Annotated in this window: 15 protein-coding genes and 3 pseudogenes; 11 read left to right on the top strand and 7 right to left on the bottom strand. The window is 67.1% G+C overall.

The genetic code is table 11. From position 1 onward, the window contains the following. Positions 1-3 precede the first annotated feature (3 nt). From H4Q84_RS20075 to H4Q84_RS20060, 4 genes are read right to left on the bottom strand one after another with little or no spacing between them, the layout of a single operon-like run. Positions 4-300, bottom strand: a complete 297-nt coding sequence (locus tag H4Q84_RS20075; RefSeq protein WP_248580841.1) for a hypothetical protein — start codon at positions 298-300, stop codon at positions 4-6. A gap of 38 nt (positions 301-338) precedes the next feature. Continuing rightward, positions 339-1,184, bottom strand: coding sequence for a hypothetical protein (locus H4Q84_RS20070; protein ID WP_248580840.1), 846 nt, complete (start codon positions 1,182-1,184; stop codon positions 339-341). Further along, complete coding sequence (locus H4Q84_RS20065) at positions 1,181-1,453, bottom strand: hypothetical protein (protein ID WP_248580839.1); 273 nt, start codon at positions 1,451-1,453, stop codon at positions 1,181-1,183. The genes H4Q84_RS20070 and H4Q84_RS20065 overlap by 4 nt, the downstream gene beginning before the upstream one ends. Next, a complete protein-coding gene (locus tag H4Q84_RS20060) occupies positions 1,443-2,282 on the bottom strand; it encodes a hypothetical protein (RefSeq protein ID WP_248580838.1) in 840 nt (279 codons plus the stop codon). The genes H4Q84_RS20065 and H4Q84_RS20060 overlap by 11 nt, the downstream gene beginning before the upstream one ends. 328 nt (positions 2,283-2,610) lie before the next feature. Between H4Q84_RS20060 and H4Q84_RS20055 the strand changes: the two genes are divergently transcribed. Continuing rightward, the gene (locus tag H4Q84_RS20055; protein ID WP_248580837.1) at positions 2,611-2,757 is read left to right on the top strand and encodes a hypothetical protein; all 147 of its coding nucleotides are present in this window, start codon (positions 2,611-2,613) and stop codon (positions 2,755-2,757) included. 185 nt (positions 2,758-2,942) lie between these two features. Here H4Q84_RS20055 and H4Q84_RS20050 read toward each other — a convergent pair. Continuing rightward, positions 2,943-4,225: pseudogene (locus H4Q84_RS20050) on the bottom strand (IS3 family transposase). A gap of 467 nt (positions 4,226-4,692) precedes the next feature. On the opposite strand from H4Q84_RS20050, the gene H4Q84_RS20045 reads away from it, so the two are divergent. Then, a complete protein-coding gene (locus tag H4Q84_RS20045) occupies positions 4,693-4,920 on the top strand; it encodes a hypothetical protein (protein ID WP_248580836.1) in 228 nt (75 codons plus the stop codon). Between the two features lie 405 nt (positions 4,921-5,325). On the opposite strand, the gene H4Q84_RS20040 is transcribed toward H4Q84_RS20045, so the two are convergent. Beyond that, on the bottom strand, positions 5,326-5,808 hold the full coding sequence (locus H4Q84_RS20040; RefSeq protein WP_248580835.1) for a hypothetical protein: 483 nt from the start codon (positions 5,806-5,808) through the stop codon (positions 5,326-5,328). 309 nt (positions 5,809-6,117) lie between these two features. Between H4Q84_RS20040 and H4Q84_RS20035 the strand changes: the two genes are divergently transcribed. Continuing rightward, complete coding sequence (locus H4Q84_RS20035; RefSeq protein WP_248580834.1) at positions 6,118-6,336, top strand: hypothetical protein; 219 nt, start codon at positions 6,118-6,120, stop codon at positions 6,334-6,336. Between the two features lie 249 nt (positions 6,337-6,585). Continuing rightward, positions 6,586-6,711 (top strand): hypothetical protein, encoded by a 126-nt coding sequence (locus tag H4Q84_RS23250; protein WP_282580275.1) that lies wholly within the window; start codon positions 6,586-6,588, stop codon positions 6,709-6,711. Between the two features lie 209 nt (positions 6,712-6,920). Here H4Q84_RS23250 and H4Q84_RS20030 read toward each other — a convergent pair whose 3' ends face one another. Next, the gene (locus H4Q84_RS20030; protein ID WP_248579429.1) at positions 6,921-8,330 is read right to left on the bottom strand and encodes an IS1380 family transposase; all 1,410 of its coding nucleotides are present in this window, start codon (positions 8,328-8,330) and stop codon (positions 6,921-6,923) included. 154 nt (positions 8,331-8,484) lie between these two features. Here H4Q84_RS20030 and H4Q84_RS20025 point away from each other — a divergent pair, with 154 nt between their 5' ends. The 7 genes and pseudogenes from H4Q84_RS20025 to H4Q84_RS19995 form a co-directional block, all read left to right on the top strand. Further along, complete coding sequence (locus H4Q84_RS20025; protein ID WP_248580833.1) at positions 8,485-11,283, top strand: hypothetical protein; 2,799 nt, start codon at positions 8,485-8,487, stop codon at positions 11,281-11,283. A 47-nt stretch (positions 11,284-11,330) separates the two neighbouring features. Continuing rightward, positions 11,331-11,855, top strand: coding sequence for a hypothetical protein (locus tag H4Q84_RS20020; RefSeq protein WP_248580832.1), 525 nt, complete (start codon positions 11,331-11,333; stop codon positions 11,853-11,855). After that, the gene (locus tag H4Q84_RS20015; protein WP_248580831.1) at positions 11,852-13,231 is read left to right on the top strand and encodes an SWIM zinc finger family protein; all 1,380 of its coding nucleotides are present in this window, start codon (positions 11,852-11,854) and stop codon (positions 13,229-13,231) included. The genes H4Q84_RS20020 and H4Q84_RS20015 overlap by 4 nt, the downstream gene beginning before the upstream one ends. Before the next feature lie 841 nt (positions 13,232-14,072). Next, on the top strand, positions 14,073-14,813 hold the full coding sequence (locus tag H4Q84_RS20010; protein WP_248580830.1) for a uracil-DNA glycosylase: 741 nt from the start codon (positions 14,073-14,075) through the stop codon (positions 14,811-14,813). Positions 14,814-15,048: 235 nt separating this feature from the next. Next, positions 15,049-15,628 (top strand): annotated as a pseudogene (locus tag H4Q84_RS20005) (IS3 family transposase); the annotation flags it as partial. A 631-nt stretch (positions 15,629-16,259) separates the two neighbouring features. After that, the gene (ltrA, locus tag H4Q84_RS20000) at positions 16,260-17,723 is read left to right on the top strand and encodes a group II intron reverse transcriptase/maturase (RefSeq protein ID WP_248579451.1); all 1,464 of its coding nucleotides are present in this window, start codon (positions 16,260-16,262) and stop codon (positions 17,721-17,723) included. 107 nt (positions 17,724-17,830) lie between these two features. Next, positions 17,831-18,305 (top strand): annotated as a pseudogene (locus H4Q84_RS19995) (DDE-type integrase/transposase/recombinase); the annotation flags it as partial. Positions 18,306-18,319 lie beyond the last annotated feature (14 nt).

The raw sequence follows: 18,319 nt of genomic DNA, 5'->3' as shown, positions 1-18,319 counted from the left end.
ATCTCAGACGCAGCCCTGGCCCAAGAGCCCGTCGAGCATCGAGGGCGCGACGAGGTAGCCGATCGCAGCGAGGAACACCACAACGATGCTGATCACCCCCACCTTGGAGGCGTGGGCCATGCCGAAGATCCGGCCGGCCACGACCGCCCCGATGCCAATCACGACCGCGAGGCCGAAGAGGATGATGACTCCCCACAGCACGTAGCCGGTGATCTCATCGACGGGTGCCTGGGCGCCGGGTGGCGCCTTCGGGCAGACCTTCATCGAGATCGTCAGGGCGGTTGAGGTCATGGTGTTCATAGGTGTGCTCTCCTTCGGTTGGATTCGAGTCGTCGTGTTCAGTTGGTGATGGTCGGATGCCCCAGGCGTGACAGGATTTGTTCGGCGGCGCGGATCAGCGGCTGAGGCAGAGGCTTGGAGTCGAGGCCGGTGACTGCCCGCTCTCGGTCCACCGGGATCTCCACCACCCCGCCTCCGTCGCCGAGCAGTCGACGCGTGCGAGGGCCAGCGGAGTGCTCCACGCACTTGGGCCACTTCTTGCGCCGTGGCCCTACGACGGCGACCAGGACGCGGTCGAGGTCCTCGAAGTGGGCCAGGGTCGTCTCCAGGCGCCGCAGGCTGGGCACGGTCGCTGCCGCGACCAACACCGTGTGGTCGGCTGTCAGGGTGGCCTCGGCCAGCCACGAACCGCCCGCGAAGAGCTGGGTGACGTCCCAGCCCACATCGAGAACCGTGAGCTGGACTCCCTCCGGGGTGGGCGTGGGGTGCGGCACCTGGTCCACGCCGGTCAACATGTCGTCGACTCGTTCGAGGAGCACTCGACCGCGGGTGCCTTGGCGCCATCCATCTGGATGGAGTCCCAGCTCAGCCGTGCTGGCCGCAGCCAGGCCGGACGCGGTGATCGAGCAGCACTCCACGATGCGCGCCCTGCTGCTCGAAGCCTCCGCGATGGCGGTGGCTACCGTGGTGGCCCCTACCGCGCCGGCGCAGCCAAGCACCGGCAGAATCCACTCCCCCGCAGCCGGGTGCCAGGTCGCGTGCCCGAAGGAAGAGGCCGCTGCGTTGGCGGGCGGCCGAGCTCTTGTTGCCCGAAAGTCACCGGCCTGGATGGCGCGCCAAGCCCTCGTGAGCTCGTCAACCGACACCGCCGACCTGGTCTCCCGACTGCCGGTGCCGGTGCTCACGGCTGGTCTCCCAAGGCCAACCTGCGGTACTCAAGTGCGGAACGAACCTCGGCTGGGGAGAGCCGCTTGAGGGCATCCTTGGCCCGCTGAACCTCATCGAACAGCGCCACGCACCCGCCCAGCTGACGAATCGCCTCGTCCTCCTTGCTGGCGATCTCGAACAACTGGGCAATCTGCTCGGTGCTTCGCACTCCCTGGACCTCTGACATCTCCATCACCGCCTTCGCCGGTCCTACGGCGAGACCGAGTGCTGGGCGATCAACCTTCATTCCGAAAACCCCCACCGGCGACCGCCTCGCTCAGTGCACGCATGCTGCGCGCCGCCCGTCGACGGACGGTGGCCTCCGATACCCCGACCCGAGGCGCCACCGCCCGGGAGAGGTCGTTGGACGCGAACCCGCCGCGGCCGCGTGAGGATCGCTGCACGTCGGAGCGCGCGGCCTCGTCGACCAGGCACATCAACAAGCACCTGTCGTCCTCGCTGATGACCTGGCTGGTCGTCGCCCACTCCAAGAGCTCCAGGAGCACCTCGAGCGGCTCTTCCTCTGCCGCTGGGAGTTCGGTCGCCGACCGGTTCTCCTCGTTGACATCTGCGAGGGTGGTGTGTGCCCACGACCTGTCGACACGGGCCACCTGGTGGTAGTCGCCCAGTTCCAGGAGCACCCCGGCTCGGGTGTCCATCAGAAGGTTGGCCGCTACCTTCCGTCGCCGGCGCCAGGCAAAGGACCGAACCTCGAGCCACAGCTGAGCGGCCACCAGTTCATCGACCGATGTGTCCGCCCCACCCACCGCACGCCGGGGCCCCACAGTCAGGCGGTGGGCAAGGTGACACGCACCCGGCAGCAGCGCCCAGGCCAGCACGGCAGCAGCTGCGACATCGTCACCACCGTCTGGCGCGGCCAGCATCGCCAACCCCAGCAGAGCCTCATCCGCGGCCGCCGAGTCAGCCACTCGCAGCCAAGGCCGCAGTCCTCGCATCCCGCCCGGAACCACGCCGAGACGCGGCTCCGTGTCGACCCAGACGCACCAGCGATCCTCGGCCAACTTCAACAGCCCGGCCCGGTCGTCATCTAGATCCAACAGCGCGGCAACACCCATCACACATTCCTCTCGTCGTGGCGAATCCACGGCGAGAAGGAACCATTCGAGCGTCCCTCTTCACGTTCCCCCCAACGCCCGGCAAGGCGGGGGAACGCTCAGGGCGCGCAGGTGTTTGCGCAGGTCAGAGGGCGTTCCCCCAAAATCTCGAAAACGTGTCGGCAAAGACTTGCCCTCAGGGATCTGTCGAGATGCAGCGAACATTGCACGGCGCGCCCTGCATGTATTCACGACCAATCTGCTCGACTTGCGTCTACGCAGTGGCAGGTTCCGCAGCCGGCTGGCCTGGCTCTGGAATATGGGCCGCGTTAGCCAGACCTGGCCGGGCATGTCTCGCGTCCCCAGCCAGCGCGGGCACGTCGTTGATGCCCTTGCCGACGAGCACCACATGTCAGCCAACCGGCCGCACGCCCTCGGCCCCGGCGTGGCAGCGGTCGGGTGGCTAGATATCCGCTCACCGCTCGAGATCCACTAGACGAGCGTCCGGCGAATCGACCACCCCGTGACGGAGGGTCATCGCTTGTGAGCTTCTCTCCCGACCCGAGATTGCCGTACCGATCGTTAGGCAAGCGTGCCGGGCTTTCAGACCCAGTGAGTTGGTTCCTGCGCTGGCACGGGCATCGGCGGGCCTTACCCCCGGTTCTTGGACACGGGGTGTGATTACGCGGCTGTCGGGAGCGTAGCCGCGTAGTTGTTCTCGTAGTGGATCGGGGACTGGTAGCGGCACCAGGAGTGCCGGCGGCGGGTGTTGTAGCGCGTGAGCCACCGGAACACCTCGCGGCGACAGGTGAGCTCGTCGGATCAGCAGTTCTCGTCTTGAGGACCTCTCTCTTCAGCGTCGCGTTGAACGACTCGGCCAGGCTGTTGTCCGCGCTGGTCCCCACGGCGCCCATCGACTGGGTCACGCCCAAGTCACTGCTGAGCCGGGCGTAGATCTTCGAGGTGTAGACCGACCCGTGATCGCTGTGGAACACGGCGCCGTCCAGGCTCCCCCGTGTGGCTGCTGCGGCCTTGAGGGCGTCTTCGACGAGCTCGGTGCGCATGTGGTCCGCGATCGCCCAGCCGGCCAGGCGGCGGGAGCAGCAGTCGATCACGGTCGCCAAGTACAAGTTGGAGCCGTCGGCGATGGGCAGGTAGGTGATGTCCCCGACGTAACGCTGGTTCGGGGCCTGGGCGGTGAAGTCACGGTTGAGCAGGTCGGGCACCTTGGCATCAGCTGGCTCCGGCACGGTCGTGCGGACCTTGCGGCGTCGCCGGTAGCCGACGATGCCGTGGCCGCGCATCACTCGCGCGACCCGCTTGTGGTTGACCCGCTCGCCTGCACCGACGCCGTCGTTGAGTTCGGCGGTGACCCGCGGTGCACCCACTGTGTTGTCTTTCTTGTGGACCGCACGGATCCGCTCGGCAAGCTCGGCGTCGGCCGCCGCCCGTGCTTCGCGGGCCGGTGCGGCTGCCTTCCAGGCGTAGTAGGACGCTCGCTCGATCTCAACGAGCTCACACAGCCGCTTCACCTCGTAAGTGGTGGAGTAGTCGGCGACGAACTGGAAGCGGCTCACCAGTTCGTCTCCCCGGCAAAATATTTGGCCGCCTGGCGAAGGATCTCCCGCTCGGTGTTGAGCTTCGTCGTCTCGGCTCTCAACGCGGCGTTCTCAGCCTCCAGCCGGGCGATCCGCTTCTCGGGCGTCTCGTCCACGCCATCCGGCGGGGCCAACAAGGCGGCTGACGGGGGCTTGAGTGGGCTCCGGATCAGGGTCCCGTCCGTGGCAGTCTTCTTGCCGGTCCCGTGCATCTCGGGCCAGTGCCGTGCATCTCGAGCCAGTGCCGCAGCGTGCCGCGCTGGATCCCGAGATCCTCAGCGATGCTGCGCACCGTCGCGCCCGTGTGGACTCGTACAAGTCGACGGCCTGACGACGGAACTCCTCGGAGTAGTTCTTCCTGGCCATAGTTCTGGATCATCTCGCTCTCTCCAGCAGATGCTGGATTCAGCGTGTCCAAGAACCAGGGTCAGGGCCCTATGTCCCGACCAGCCAGCCCCGGATCTTGGCCTCATAGGGGCCCAACACCGGCGCCATCCGTGCCGGCGGCTTCCGCACCGGCGGGACCGCATCAGCCAGCGCTGCCCGGACCGTGCGGCGGTGTACATGGTGCTTGTCCGCGAGCGCCCGGATCGACAACTCTCGATCCCGCGCATCACGTCGGATACTTTCGAACTGCTCCACTCTCGATCTCACTCTCACCCCAACATCTCTCGTGATCGCCTTGGCAGACGGACACGAAAGTACGGGGACTGGTAGGTCGAGGGTGGGGCCACTTCGCCCGAGCACTACGGCTCCAAGTGGGGCCACTTCAGGCTGTCACACTCACCCGGGGATGCACCCGGCACTTCGTGCGTGGTCAGTCTCGTGCCGCGATGGCCAGTTCCGAGGAGCGGACGACCCTCCACGAGGCGATGCGCAAGGTCCTGCAGACGGCGCCGGGCCGTCGGATGCTGGCAGCCGAGCTCGCTGCCCACATCGACCGCCGGGGGCTCTACAAGATGCGCGACGGTCGCAGAGTCGAAGCTCAGCAGATTCACGCCCGAGTCGGCCACTACCCCGAGCTCTTCGAGCGGGAAGGCACCTTCATCAACCTCAAGTAGCGACCACCAATAGCCATGCCGCTGGCCGAGCCCTTCTCGTGATGCGTCTTAGCCGCGAAGGACACGCATTGGGTGCTGTCGGCGAGGCCTCGAGCGTCCTGGGTCTGCCGGTGCAACTCCTTGGGCCCGCCGGCGGGCCGCCTTCCGCTCCTTCTTCCGGGCCTTCAGGGCTGTGGCCGCGGCATCCGCCGCACGGGTGACCTCGTCGAGACGGGGCACCGCCTCAACTCGGTCGCCGAGCTGGCCTGTTCGAGCTTGCTCGTCTGGGTGCGGACGTGCTGTGCCACCACCACGGTGTCTTGTGCCATGCCTTGGCTCTCCCGTCTGGGCCTGCTCCTCTTGACCGGATGGTATTGCCGAGCGCCGGCGCCTACCGGCGCGTCGCCACTCCGGCCTCCGTGGTGGTCACGGGCTGTTGAAGAGAACTTGCGCCATCTGCAGGTGGATGGTGTGGAGCCGATGGGACTGGTCGTGAGCTCGCTCCAGGAGTTCCTCGAGGTCGACGCGGGAAAGGCGATGGTCGTGGGTAGCCGCGGCCAGGAGGATCTCCCAACCCACCGCCTTGGCCGAAACACCACCCCTGAGCTTTTCCAGCTCCGCCAGGGAGGCGAGTTCGGTCGGCCAATGCAGCACCCGGGAGAGGTGCCCCACCCCCTCGAGCGCGTAGCGCGCAGCACGTTGGGGCACCGACCCCGGGTGGCGGCCGGTGGTGCGCACTATTTGTTCCAGACTGGCGCGGTCCGCCTCGATCTCCGCAGTGAGGGCCACGAGTTCGGCAGCCCACGGCGAACCCTCGTGGCGCGACGAGGCCGCGCGGAACATCGCCACCCCCGTGTGCGCCGCCATCAGGTGGGCCATCGCGTAGGTACTCACCACATCACGAGTCATGTCGGTCTCCCTGCCCGGTCTGCCCACCCTACCTGCCGCGAAATGAATGAGCAGGTACGTGGGGGTCACCGGCGGTCTTGACCGCGGTAAATAAAACCACTGCAGTCTGACCTGGGCATACGTGGCTCTATGGGTGCGGCCGTGCTCACGGCCAGCCAGCCCGGAAACGCCTCAGATGAAGTCATCCGGCCACCCGGTCGGGTCCGTGCCCCCCGTGCCAGTACAGCCAGCGCCGCTCGCGACCGTCCTTCAGGCTATGCCAGCAAGGACCGTGAGGGACCTGCGTCTTTGCGCCCACTATGACGCGCCGTGGCTAAGCCTTCGTTGGACGGCGGCGTCACCCATTACGACGTGAGCGCGGATCTGCAGTTCGACATCGAGCTCGTCACGATAGTGGAACTGCCTGGCCCGGTCACGGGGCAGCCGCAGCGGCCGTACGGCTCGCTGGAGCGTCGGCTGCGCAATGCCCGCACGGTTGTCGAGTACACCGAGGGGCTCGTGCACGACGTGCAGCATCCAGAGGACTAGGGATGATGCGGACTCCGACGCCCCGTCGGCTTGAATGGCTCCAATGGCTCCAATGGCTCCAATGGCCGATCATGACCTACTCGATGTCGTTGCCAGCCAAGCGTTGGGACGGTGACGAGTGGCTGCGGCAGGCATCCACACTGGCGTACCCGCACCTGAGTGCTCTCGCCGACGAGCGTGGCATCCCCGACGTCCACGTCGGCCTGGTCTTCGCTGATGACTCCGCCGTTGCCGTTCAGACCGTTCTCGATGAACTCCACCCGGAGGGTGCTGAACCCGTCAATGTTCGACATCAAGCGGGTGCAGGGGCAGACCGCGGCGAAGACCATCGCGCACGGCGAAGAGAGCCACCAGCGCCATGAGATGCCCCGGTAACCATGGGTCCGTTTTGTCGGTTCTCGCCCGGCCCCTGACGATGGCCCCCACACTTGTCCCAGCACTGAGCCTCGATCCACCGATGGGCAGGGGCTGAGCGTCCGCGGTCGCTGAGGCGGGGTCTTCGAGTGTGTGGGCGTGGCCGACCGTCTGGCCTCGCTGCCAGGTTGTTCCGGGTTGGTCGTTGTGCCGGTGTCGGCTGGGGGTGGTCAGGTCGTCGGTGCCGGTGTTGGTCCGCAGGCCCGGTTGAACAGTTCGCTCCAGGCTGTCTCACAGGGCCATCCGGTCGGGAGGTGCAGCGTCACTCTTCGTGCCGAGGACGCGACCCGGGCGGGCACGGCGATCAGCTTGCGGCGGATGGTCGCGGTGGTGGCCTTGGCGAGTCCCGGGCCGGTGATGGTCGCGGCTGCTCTGGTCAGGTTGAACGCTATGACGGCCAGCACGAGCCAGGCGGCGTTCGCTGCGAACTTTCCCGATGGCAGATGCGCGAGGGCGGAGCCCTTGAGGTCGGAGTGGACCTGTTCGATGATCGCGTGGCCGCGGTGGGTCTTGTCCGCGGCCACCGTGCCGGCCACGGCCGGGTCTGTGGTGGTGAAGAAGGCGTGGAAGCGCCAGGTGTCGAACAACGTCTCCTGACCATTCTTGGCGGACGTGTTGAGGTCGGGGATCCGGCGGACCACGAGCCGTCCGGTGACTTGGTCGGCTTTCTTCTTGGAAGTGAACGCGGTGAACGGAATCTCGGCGACCTCGGCGCGGGAGACCCACGTGTTGGTGGGTTCATCGAAGACGGCGTCGGTGTACTCGATGGTGGTCCAGGCATCGTCACCGATGGTGGCGATCGCCGCCTTGACCTTGGGATCCATTCGCACGGTGACCGAGATGTCGGCGCCACCGCGCAACGCCGCGTTGACCACCTCGGCGCCGTAGAACGCGGAGTCGGCTCGCAGCATCGGGCGCAGATCGGACTTGGCGGGCAGTTTGCTGGTGGTCTTCAACGCGTCGGCGACCAGGCGTTTCGCGCCCCGCGGTGAACCACATGATCCCTTCCGGAGCCGGTGGGCCACGATCACCGGCGCGGACTGGCTCGTGGACACGACAGCGAGCAGCGCGTTGAGCCCACGCACGCCGGAGTAGCCGTAGCCAGAGCCCTGCTTGGCGTGCCCGTGGACCTCGACGATGGTGTCGTCGATGTCGATCATCACCCGCTCGCTGGTGTCAGGTGAGGTCACGATCAGCGGTGCCTGCTCGGCCAGCCCGGCCAAGAACCTCGAGGCGACAGCGTCGAGCTGGCGGACGTGGCCGAAGCTGAACGTGCGCAGGAACGAACCCAGCGTCGAGGGCGCGTAGGCGTTCGTGAACACCCGGCCCATCCCGCCGTGACGGAGCAGCGCCATGTCATCGATGCTGTCCGCGCCGGCGACCATCCCGGCGACCAGCGAGGACACCTTCAACCCCGCGTTCGCGCCCTTGTCGGTCGGCACAGTGAGGTGGGCTTGGGCCAGTTCCTGGAGTCCCGCGGATCGGGCCAGCGCGAGGACCGGGACCAGCCCGGCCGACGACACGAGATTGGGATCATCGAACACTGCCGACGTGGCACGGGGCGTGTGGCAAAGTTGCATCTACGAGATGCCCTTCGTCTTGGTGAGAATTGGGACCCTGAAGAAGTCCGATTTTCCCAGCACGTAAGGGCATTCTCACTTCACGACGCGCTCACAACCTCAAGCTCATCGGTGGATCGAGGCTGAGCAGTAGCGACGCACACGGGGTGAACGGATGGGGCTCAAGGATCGACTGACGCCAGCGCTCGAGACGGGTGACGTTACCGCGGGCTGGGAAGTCCTTCGCGATCTGCACGGGGACGAGCGTCGCGAGGCGAAGGCTGCGTTCGAGTCACCCAAACCGTGGGCGGACCTCATCGACAACTCCACCTTCGGGTACGAACAGCCTGCGCCGGGCCAACCGCACGACAAAGACGCGTACGAGTCTGCGTCGAAGCGTCGCTACCGGGCGCACCTGATCCTCGCGCTCGCCGCAGTCGAACTGTGTGGACCGGTGATGGCAGCGGACCGCGTGCAAGCCAGGTGGTGGGGTCTGGTCGACGACCGCAGCGAGCTCATCTACGCCCTGTGGGAAAAGGACCGCGCGTGGGCCCAGGCCTACGTCGACCAAGCGTCGAAGAGCGGCGGGGCGGGTGACGTGATCCGAACCGTCGTCGCGCATCACGGCCTCGCTTGCCCATCCGGCGAGGCGTTCCTCGAGGTGTGGACCGACGGAGCACCGATCACGTTCCACGGCTGGCCGAAGCCCGAACCTGATGCCGCCGAGTGGCTCAATGCGGACCCTCTGCTTCCCGACCTCGCCTACCACCTGCTGAACTCCGACCACTGCGCCAGCTGGGGGTGGCTTCCAGAGGTGATGTGCCGTGGTGTGGAGCTCGGGGTGCTCGACCGCTCCCGGTTGCTCGAGGTGGTGCTAACCGCGCTGACGACCCAGCACCGTCCGTCCGCTCAGGCCGTGATGGCCGAGACGCTCCAGGTGCTGGGCTTGAGGGCCGAGGAGGTGCCGGGTGGGTTCGACTACATGCTGGGCGTGCTAGCGACGACCAAGTCCTCCGTGCTGAAGATGGTGTTCCCGCTGGTGCTGGAGCTGGTGTCTGGTCCGGAGGAGCTGCGCGACCTCACGATGCTGGTGGCCGGCCGCGAGAAAGTGCACAGGACGACCCTGCTCAAGGCGCTCGACGACGAGGCGCTGGAGGCAAGGGTCGGCGGTGACGGTGTAATCGAGGCGTTGGAGCTGCTCGCTGCCGACGATGACGTCCGCTTCGCCGCGGCGGTCACGCGAGCGCTCGAGCGACGCGGTGCCGCCTCGCCTTCACAGCCCGCCGTCGCCGAACCCCTCGGGCTGTGGGACCTGCGGCCGACGCCGATCGCGCCCGACAAGAACTGGCCGCACTGGCTCGACCTCAACATCACCTGGGGCAAGGCACTCGCGAAGAGATCCAACGAGTACCCCGAACAGCTGCAGCGGGCCACATACAACCTGCTGACTGCGATGGCCGCCGGCCAGGACTGGCGTGCCCCGCTGCTCGCCAACCTGCAGAAGCGCATGACAGACGGGCAGCTGATGGTGGCCCGCACAGTCGACGCCTTCATCGACGTATTCCTCGCCGGCGGGTTCCGCGACACGTACCCAGTCGCGCTGGCTGTCGCGGACACCGGCGCAGGTGTCGGACGCAAGCCGGCCGGGCTGCACCTGTTCTTGCGCATGCTGGCGCAGTACGCCGTCGAGATCCCGCCCGATGTGTCGATCGAGCTGCCGGCGAACATCCGCGCACTGGCCGCGGCGAACGGACGGACGAGCGCGCAGGAGGAAGCGCGGCGACTCGGTGTCGCCCTCGCACGCGCCGAGGACCGCGACGCCTGGCTGGCGGACCTCCATGCGGGCCGGGCGTCGACGACGCCACGGGAAGCCCGGGGACTCTGGACCGACCCGGTCCTGAGCCCCCTGCCTGAGGACGTCCGCCTCGAGGACGACCGCGTCGCCCGGGCTCGCGACCTCGCGCACCTGCGGGCGATGGTCGCCGACCCAAGCTACGTGGCGATCGGCACCCACGTGCAGTGCTTCTCAGAAGCGCGGGTCAACGAACGACAGGCCTACTTCGTCCCGGTGCCGGCCCCGGACGACGAGCTCCTCGAGCTCGCCGTGATCACGGCTGCAGCGTCGCACGGCTCCGAAGCCGTACGCCGCGAGATGCGCCGGCCGGTGACGAAGGCGGCCGGTCAGGGCTACCCGCACGAGTTCACCGGCGGCCGCAAGGCGGTCCAGCAGTGGGCGGCCTCCGACTTTACCGTTGACGACTATTGGCGGACGGCGTGGCGCTCGGTGTCCACGCAGGCCGTCAGGAGCGAGTTCCCTTACCAGGACCACGAGCAGCTTCACCACGTCGAGGTGTGGCGGCACAGCGTCCGCTACCAGGACTTCGACATCGCCCGCGCCGACCACGACGTCCTCCGCCAGGTGCCGCGGGTCGCCGAACTGCTGGCCGCGGACTCGCCGCTCGGGCGACCGACCGGCAACCCGCGGGTCGACGCCCAGCCCCTGCTCGCCGTGTTTCAGGCGCCGGACGAGCTGGAGGCGATCGCCCGGCTCCGACTGCTTGAGGGACTCCTGAACATCGAGCACAACGACGTCGTCCTCGCCGCGCCGACCTGGGCCGACTTCACCCTCGACTTCGACGACCTGCTCGCGCGCCTCATGGCGTGCGAGGGCCGACCAGTCGGGCCGCTCGACCTGGTCCAGGCCCTGCACCGGCTGCGGCCCGTGGACCCGGCGCGGTTGGCCGAGCTCCGCGGACTCAACGTCCGGACGACGCCCGAGCTCACCTCTCCCGACGGCGACGAGTCGTGGGACGCGGTCGAGCTCGTCCGGTCCTGGGTATCAAGCGGGGGCTCCCGCCAGTCGACGCGAGCGCCGTCGACGGCATGTGGACCTCCACGGCAACCGCACCCGTGCCGTTTACAACGTGCCAAGCGCTCGCACGCGTCTCCTCGTTCGCACAAGATCCCTACGTGACCGCAGCCAACCTGGCACGCGTCATTCCCACCTGGTCCGATCGTGCCGTGAGGCACGCGTTCGTCGAAGGAAACCGGCACGGCACGACAACGGCCGACTTCCCGGCCCACGCGACCGGGAACTTCGGCGCACCTCTGCACGACCTGTTCCTGCACGACCTCACCCGCGCCACCGTCAAGAGCGACCGCAACGACTACCGGCTCCTTGGCGCCCGCTGCGCTCTCGGGCACCAGCGGTTCGACCCCGCTCTGTTCGCGGAAGCGGGCCTTCAGCGACACCGGGCCGGCACCCTCGACCTGCCCCATCTCCTCGAGACCACCCAGACACTTGGCGAGCAGCAACTGGTCAAGCAGCTGTGGCCGCTGCTCACGGCCCTGGCCTCGGGCCTGGCCGCCGAATCCAAGCGGCCGCCAGCCCTGGCCGGCATGTTCCGCCAGCTGTCGGGCTGGGTGGTTGAGATACCCGAACGGGTCGAGCTACCGGACGGGATCCGCCACCTCGCCGTTGCACGCGGGTCGTCCAAGGCCCATGAGGCGGCCCGGACGCTGGTCGAGGCAGTGGAGCAGGCGTGATCGGCGACTACAGGACTGCCTCGACTCTGACCGAACACGAGGGCACGTCCACGCTCGCACTCGCCACCGCGCTCGGGGTCACCCCCGACGGACTGGTCGACAACCCGACGTTCTTCAGCGGCTTCCCGGACCGCCCCGACGTCCTCGCCGCCGGTCTGCTCGCCGTCGCCGACGTCGCCGCCACGCGCTACGCCGACTTCGGCCTAGCCCAACGAGTCGCCAACCTCGACCCCGTCGTCACCGCTGGCGGCGACATCCTCCGCTTCGAGTCGTTCTCCGCCTGCAACGGCGTCCACGCACGACTCGACGTCCTCGCAGAAGGGCTCGGCGCCAGCACCGTCGGGTTCGGTACCACCAACGTCGATATCAACCCGCCTTTGCGCGCTGCACTGGCCCGGACGTCACGCACCGAGACGTTGCACCTCACCGTCGGACACGACGGCCTCACCGCATCGACACCTGCCGCCAACCATGTCGAACGCAAGGTCTCCCTGCCCGACCGTTGGGTCCGAGGTTTCGCCGAGGTCCCCACCATCAACGCCTCCATGTCGCACCGCGGCACCATCGTCGGACCCGCCATCAGCAAGCTGCTCGGCGCCCTCCCACGCGTCGCCTCACCAGGCCCCTTCCTGCACCTCGTGCCCGCGCCCGGCTCCTGGCGCATTGCCACCCACCGCTCCGAACGCTCCATCCCCCTACCCGGCGCCACCCGGCTTCGAGGCTCCGAACGCGTGACGCGGCACGCACGACGACTCGACGTCTACGCCTCTCCGACCGGCACCACTGCATGGGTCTTCGAGCTCCCCAGCAGCCGCCTGACCCTGGTCCTGAGCCCTGAGCCGTACCGGGCGTTCTCCGGTGAGGGCGGGCTCCTCATGTGGCTCAACGACCCGTCCGCCGAAGCCTACGGCCTCGCACTCCTACCCCTTCTCGGCTGGGAACCCACCATCGACCCTGATCGCCTCGCTACCACCAGCGGACTGAGCGCATCCAAGGTCACGACAGGGCTCGCATGGCTCGCCGCGTCCGGCCGTCTCGGCTACGACCTCACCGCGCGCGCGTGGTTCCACCGTGAACTGCCCGTCGACGTAGCAAAAGTGCTCCGACGCAACCCACGCCTGCTTTCCGCGCAGCGTCTGCTCGAGCAGGACAAGGTCAGCCGGGTCGAGCCCAGAACTTGGCTCGTGGCCGGGGGCGGCAAAGCCACCTACCAGGTCCGTGCCTTCAAATCAGCTGACCCGTCCACCGAGACCCTCGAGTTCAGCCGACCCGGGCTGGTCTGCGAGTGCCCGTGGGAGGAGAAGCACCATGGCGCGCGAGGCCCGTGCAAACACGTGCTGGCGGTCGCCCTGAGCCTGCGTGGTGAGAGCAGTTGAGCTCGCTCAGTGCCACAGGCCCCGAATCACGAGCGAGCCGAGTCGATCGGACAAGAAGAGATTCCAGTACCTCACCGACGACAACGTTGAGGACGTCCACTCCGAACTGGCGTCCGTCGCCTGACCAGGTCGCCCGAGTGGACGTCGGCATGCCCGGGCTGCCCACCGAGTGGCTCGCACTGCGTTGGCGATCCTCACACAGTCATTCCGCCGCCAGTCGGACACCGTGACGCGCACTCTCATGCACAGAGTCGCGTACTTCGGACCTAGGGTTTGGGCGTGACCGACGAGCCGAGCATCGTGACGCACTCCGCCCCAATCGACAGGGCTCGGACGAACTTCATCCACAGGCTGGCGGTCGACGGTCGGTTCGAACAGGTATGGACACGCACGGACGATCAGGAAACGTTCGAGCTCCGCCATCCCGTTCTTCCCCTACGGCGTTTCTCTTGGTGACCGGATCGCCATCCGCGACGACGGATCGTTTCAAGTTGTTGAGAAGAGCGGCCACCAAACGATCCGCGTGGTGATCCACGACGCTCAGTACGCCCATGAACGGCACGCCGACTTCCACGCCCTGATCGCAAGCACCGGCGCGCGTTGAGAGACGCTGGGGCATGCGTCGACATATTGGGCGCTCGACGTTGACGGCGCCACCCACGCACAGCAGGTCATCACCGGGCTGACACCTCTCTCGCAAGCGGGCACCATCGACTGGGAATGGGCAGACCCACCTCTCCAAGACTGAGCGCCCGCAGGGTTCTGCGCGCGCGTCGGCGTTGCGTCACACCGCCGTATGTTGGCAACGCCAGCGCGGAACCTTCTCGTCTATGGTCGCCCGATGGTTGAGACAACGTGGTCCCTGGACCGGCTAGCTGCAGCGGGGCGGATCGCCGAGGACTGGGTCGCAGGGCTGCGGACGGCTGACCCAGCCATCGACGCGAGGATCACTGCATGCTTGGCGAAAGTCAGCACGGTGGAGCGATACCTGCCGGTCGAGACGGAGCTCAGTTCAGTGCTCTGGCGCGCCTATGAGGTGCCGCTCAAGGAGGTACGGGTCCTGATCCTCGGGCAGGACCCCTACCCGGACCCAGATCGAGCGACCGGTCTGAGCTTCTCCACCGGGCCAGGCGGGGATATCCCGGACTCGCTCATCAACATCTACGCCGAGCTCGGCGACGCTGACTTCCCAATCCCCAGTTCGGGGAATCTCGCCGCGTGGTCAAGCGAAGGTGTCATGCTCCTCAACCGCGCGTTGACACTTCCGCGTGACAAACACACGCGGCCAAAGAGGCACATTCGGTGGTGGTCGCACCTGACAGTAGCGACCATGCGTGCCATCGAAACTGAAGCAGCAGATCGACCGATTGCGGCAATGCTGTGGGGAGTCCCGGCTCATGGCATGCGCAAGCACCTCGGGCCTAATGTCGAGGTGTTCGCGTCGAGCCATCCCTCGCCCATGTCAGTGGATCGGACAGCAGGTCGCGAACGGCCGTTCCGGGGGTCGGACCCGTTCGGCAAGGTCAACGAGTGGCTCGTGAATCATTCAGCGGACCCGATCGACTGGACCATCCGCGACTGATCGCCGCTCGCGCCATACCTCCGCCTATGACTGTCAAGAAGTAAGGCCGCCATCGCCGATCCGACGCTCGTTGACGGCGATCTTGCACTCTCCCCTCTCCCCCGCTTGGCCCGGCCAGCAGCGGAAGCGTGCAGCCATGGCGAGCGCCACGCACGCGACAACCGTGGCCCGAAGAATTTTCGACAGAGTTGATCGCTCCGCACCAACCCGCTCCCCTAGGTGAATAGGGGGTAGGCGGCCGGGGACGACGAGTGATGAGTCGGCGGAGCTGAAGCGGCTGAAGCGTGAGAACGCTGAGCTCAAGCGTGCCAACGCGATCTTGCGGAGTGCTTCGGCTTTCTTCGCGACCGAACTCGACCGGCCACAGCGTTGATCGTGCAGTACATCGACTCAGTCGCAGGCAACCGCGACGGGGACGGTCTGCGATGGGGTGTCGAGTCGATCTGTGCCCAGCTCACCGAGCTGGGCGCCAGGATCGCCCCGTCGACCTACTACGAGCACCGTGACCGCCCGCCGAGTGCCCGCGAGGTCAGGGACGCCGACCTGAAGCCGAAGGTCGCCCAGGCGTACATCGAGAACTACGGCGTCTACGGTGCCCGGAAGGTCTGGCTGACCCTCACCCGGGAGCGCCTGGCGGTGCGCCGCCGATCGCACGCTGCACCGTCGAGCGACTGATGACCGAACTGGGCCTGCGCGGAGCGGTGCGCGGCAAGGTCAAGCGCACCACGATCAGCGACCCGCATGCTGCGAAGCCGCATGATCTGGTGGACCGCAACTTCCGGCCGCTTGCACCAGACCGGCTGTGGGTCGCCGATTTCGAGCGCCACGAGGCGCTGTTGAACCGTGCGGTGGTGAAAGGACACCGCCTCCGGTCCGTCGTAGCGGGCCGGGTGAAGCTGAGGGCAGCCTGACCCCCGGGACGGGGGTGAGGGTGGAAGCAGCCCTGACAACGACGGGACGGGCCAGTACTGCCAGATGGCCTGGGTCCGGCTAGCAAGACGGGAAGGCGTACGTGAGGAACCAACGGCTGAACGCCCCTCAAGAGAGCCACCAGCTCGAACCTGGCGGATCTGGGCTGGATAGCAGCGCGCACCCCGATCACGACACCGCCGAGCGCGGTGTCGGTGTGATGGTCGAGGGAACTTCTGGACTGGGTGATGTCGCCGGTCGGGAGGCCACGGTGAAGGTCTGCGGCGTAGCCGTGGCGATGCTGCAGGGGCATAGTTGGGCGCCGACCCCGTCGAACGGTTCGACAGTGAACGTGGGAACCATCTCGGCGGTCCCCTCCCCGGCCAGCATCCTGCTGGTCGTCGGGAAGGCCCGTCGCCGGCCGATGCTGCCGAGGTGGGGCGGAGGACCCGTAGTAGTCCGAGGCCGGGAAAGCCGGTCACATGGCGAAGGGGTCCAGCGTGTTCGCAGCAACCACGCACCTTCAGGAGGTCGCTGGTGAATACCGGCGAACCGGCACTCGATGTCTTCCCCGAGCGGGAAGAGGCCGAGTGGCGGGTACTGAGGATGCAGAAGAAGCTGCACCGATGGGCGGTGGCCGATCCTGGCCGTCGCTTCGATGACTTCGCCAACCTTGTCTACGACCCGGCGTTCCTGGTCGTGGCGTGGCACAGGGTGCGGGGCAACAAGGGCGCACGGACCGCCGGTGTCGACGGGGTCACTCCCCGCGGCGTCGACCGGGACGCGGTCGACCTGCTGGCCGGGGTCCGTGAGGACTTGAAGGCCGGTGCGTTCGTGCCGCTGCCGGTGCGGGAGAAGACGATTCCGAAGGCGTCGGGCAAAGTCCGAAGCCTGGGGATCCCGACTACCCGTGACCGGGTCGTGCAGGCTGCGTTGAAACTGGTGCTCGAGCCGATCTTCGAGGCGGACTTCAAACCATGCTCCTATGGTTTCCGCCCGCGGCGCCGGGCCCAGGACGCGATCGCCGAGATCCACTTCCTCGCCTCACCTCCTCGGAACTATGAGTGGGTGTTCGAGGCAGACATCAAGGCGTGCTTCGACGAGATCGACCACACCGCCCTCATGGGCAGGGTGAGACATCGTGTCGGGGACAAACGGGTCCTGGGCTGGGTGAAGGCGTTCTTGCGGGCCGGGGTCCTCACCGAGGACGGCATCAACCGCGAGACGATCACCGGCACACCTCAAGGCGGGATCCTTTCACCGCTGCTGGCCAACATCGCCCTGTCCGTGCTGGATGAGCACTTCGCCGCCAAATGGGAGGGGCTCGGACCGGAATGGACGCGCGCCAAGCACCGACGTGCCGGTGGTGCGGTCATGAAGCTCGTCCGCTACGCGGATGACTTCGTGGTCCTCATCCACGGACAACGCGCCGATGCTGAAGCGCTGTGGGACGAGGTTGGGGCGGTGCTCGCGCCGATGGGCCTGCGCCTGTCGGTAGAGAAGACGAGGGTCTGCCACATCGATGAGGGGTTCGACTTCCTCGGCTGGCGCATCCAGCGCCGGACCTGGCGGAGCCGGACCGGCAAGACGGCGATCTACACCTACCCGTCGAAGAAGTCATTGGCTTCGGTGATGGCCAAGGTGCGGACGCTGACGCGTCGTGCGAAACATCGAACGCTCGCCGACCTGCTGCGCCGGTTGAACCCGGTGCTGCGGGGTTGGTGCAACTACTTCCGTCACGGCGTGTCCTCGCGGACGTTCGGCTACGTCGATCACTTCGCCTTCTGGCGGATCGTCGGCTGGCTCCGCAAACGACACGTCGGGCTGAATATGCACACCCTGGTCCGGCGCTACCTGCCCGGTTGGCAGATCCGCGCCGGAGGAATCGAGATGTTCCGACCGGAAGCGATCGTTATCGAGCGCTACCGCTACCGGGGCACCAAGATCCCCACACCATGGTCGAGCGCACCGACAAAGGGATCACCCGCACCAACGGCATGACCACGTGGAGAGCCGGATGCGGTGAAAGTCGCACGTCCGGTTCGGAGGGCGGGCCAGGGAGACCCACCAGCCGAAAGGCTGGCAGGGCGCCCCGGTCCGACCCCTACACCGAGCACTGGACCGGTGAAGGGAAGCTGTATGTCCGCGTTCAAGGACGTCTACTCCAACCGGATCGTCGGCTACTCCATCGACTCTCGGATGAAGTCCCGGCTCGCCGTGGCTGCGCTGAACAACGCCGTCGCCCGCCGCGGCGACGTGGCCGGCTGTGTGGTCCACACGGACCGAGGATCGCAATTTCGTAGCCGGAAGTTCGTCCGTGCTTTGGGCCAAAACAGCATGGTCGGATCGATGGGCAGGGTCGGCGCCGCAGGTGACAACGCAGCCATGGAGAGCTTCTTCAGCCTGCTCCAGAAGAACGTCCTTAACAGGAAGCCCTGGGCCACTCGCGAGGAGCTGCGGATCGCGATCGTGACCTGGATCGAAAGGACCTATCACCGCCGCCGCAGGCAGGACTCGCTGGGCCGATTGACCCCCATCGAGTTCGAGATCATCATGACCACACCGGCCACTCAGGCCGCGTGACCCAACCTGTCACC

Source organism: Nocardioides sp. InS609-2 (assembly GCF_023208195.1).
Lineage (GTDB): Bacteria > Actinomycetota > Actinomycetes > Propionibacteriales > Nocardioidaceae > Nocardioides.
Note: the sequence above shows the minus strand (reverse complement) of the source record. Positions and strands in the feature narration are given on the sequence as shown.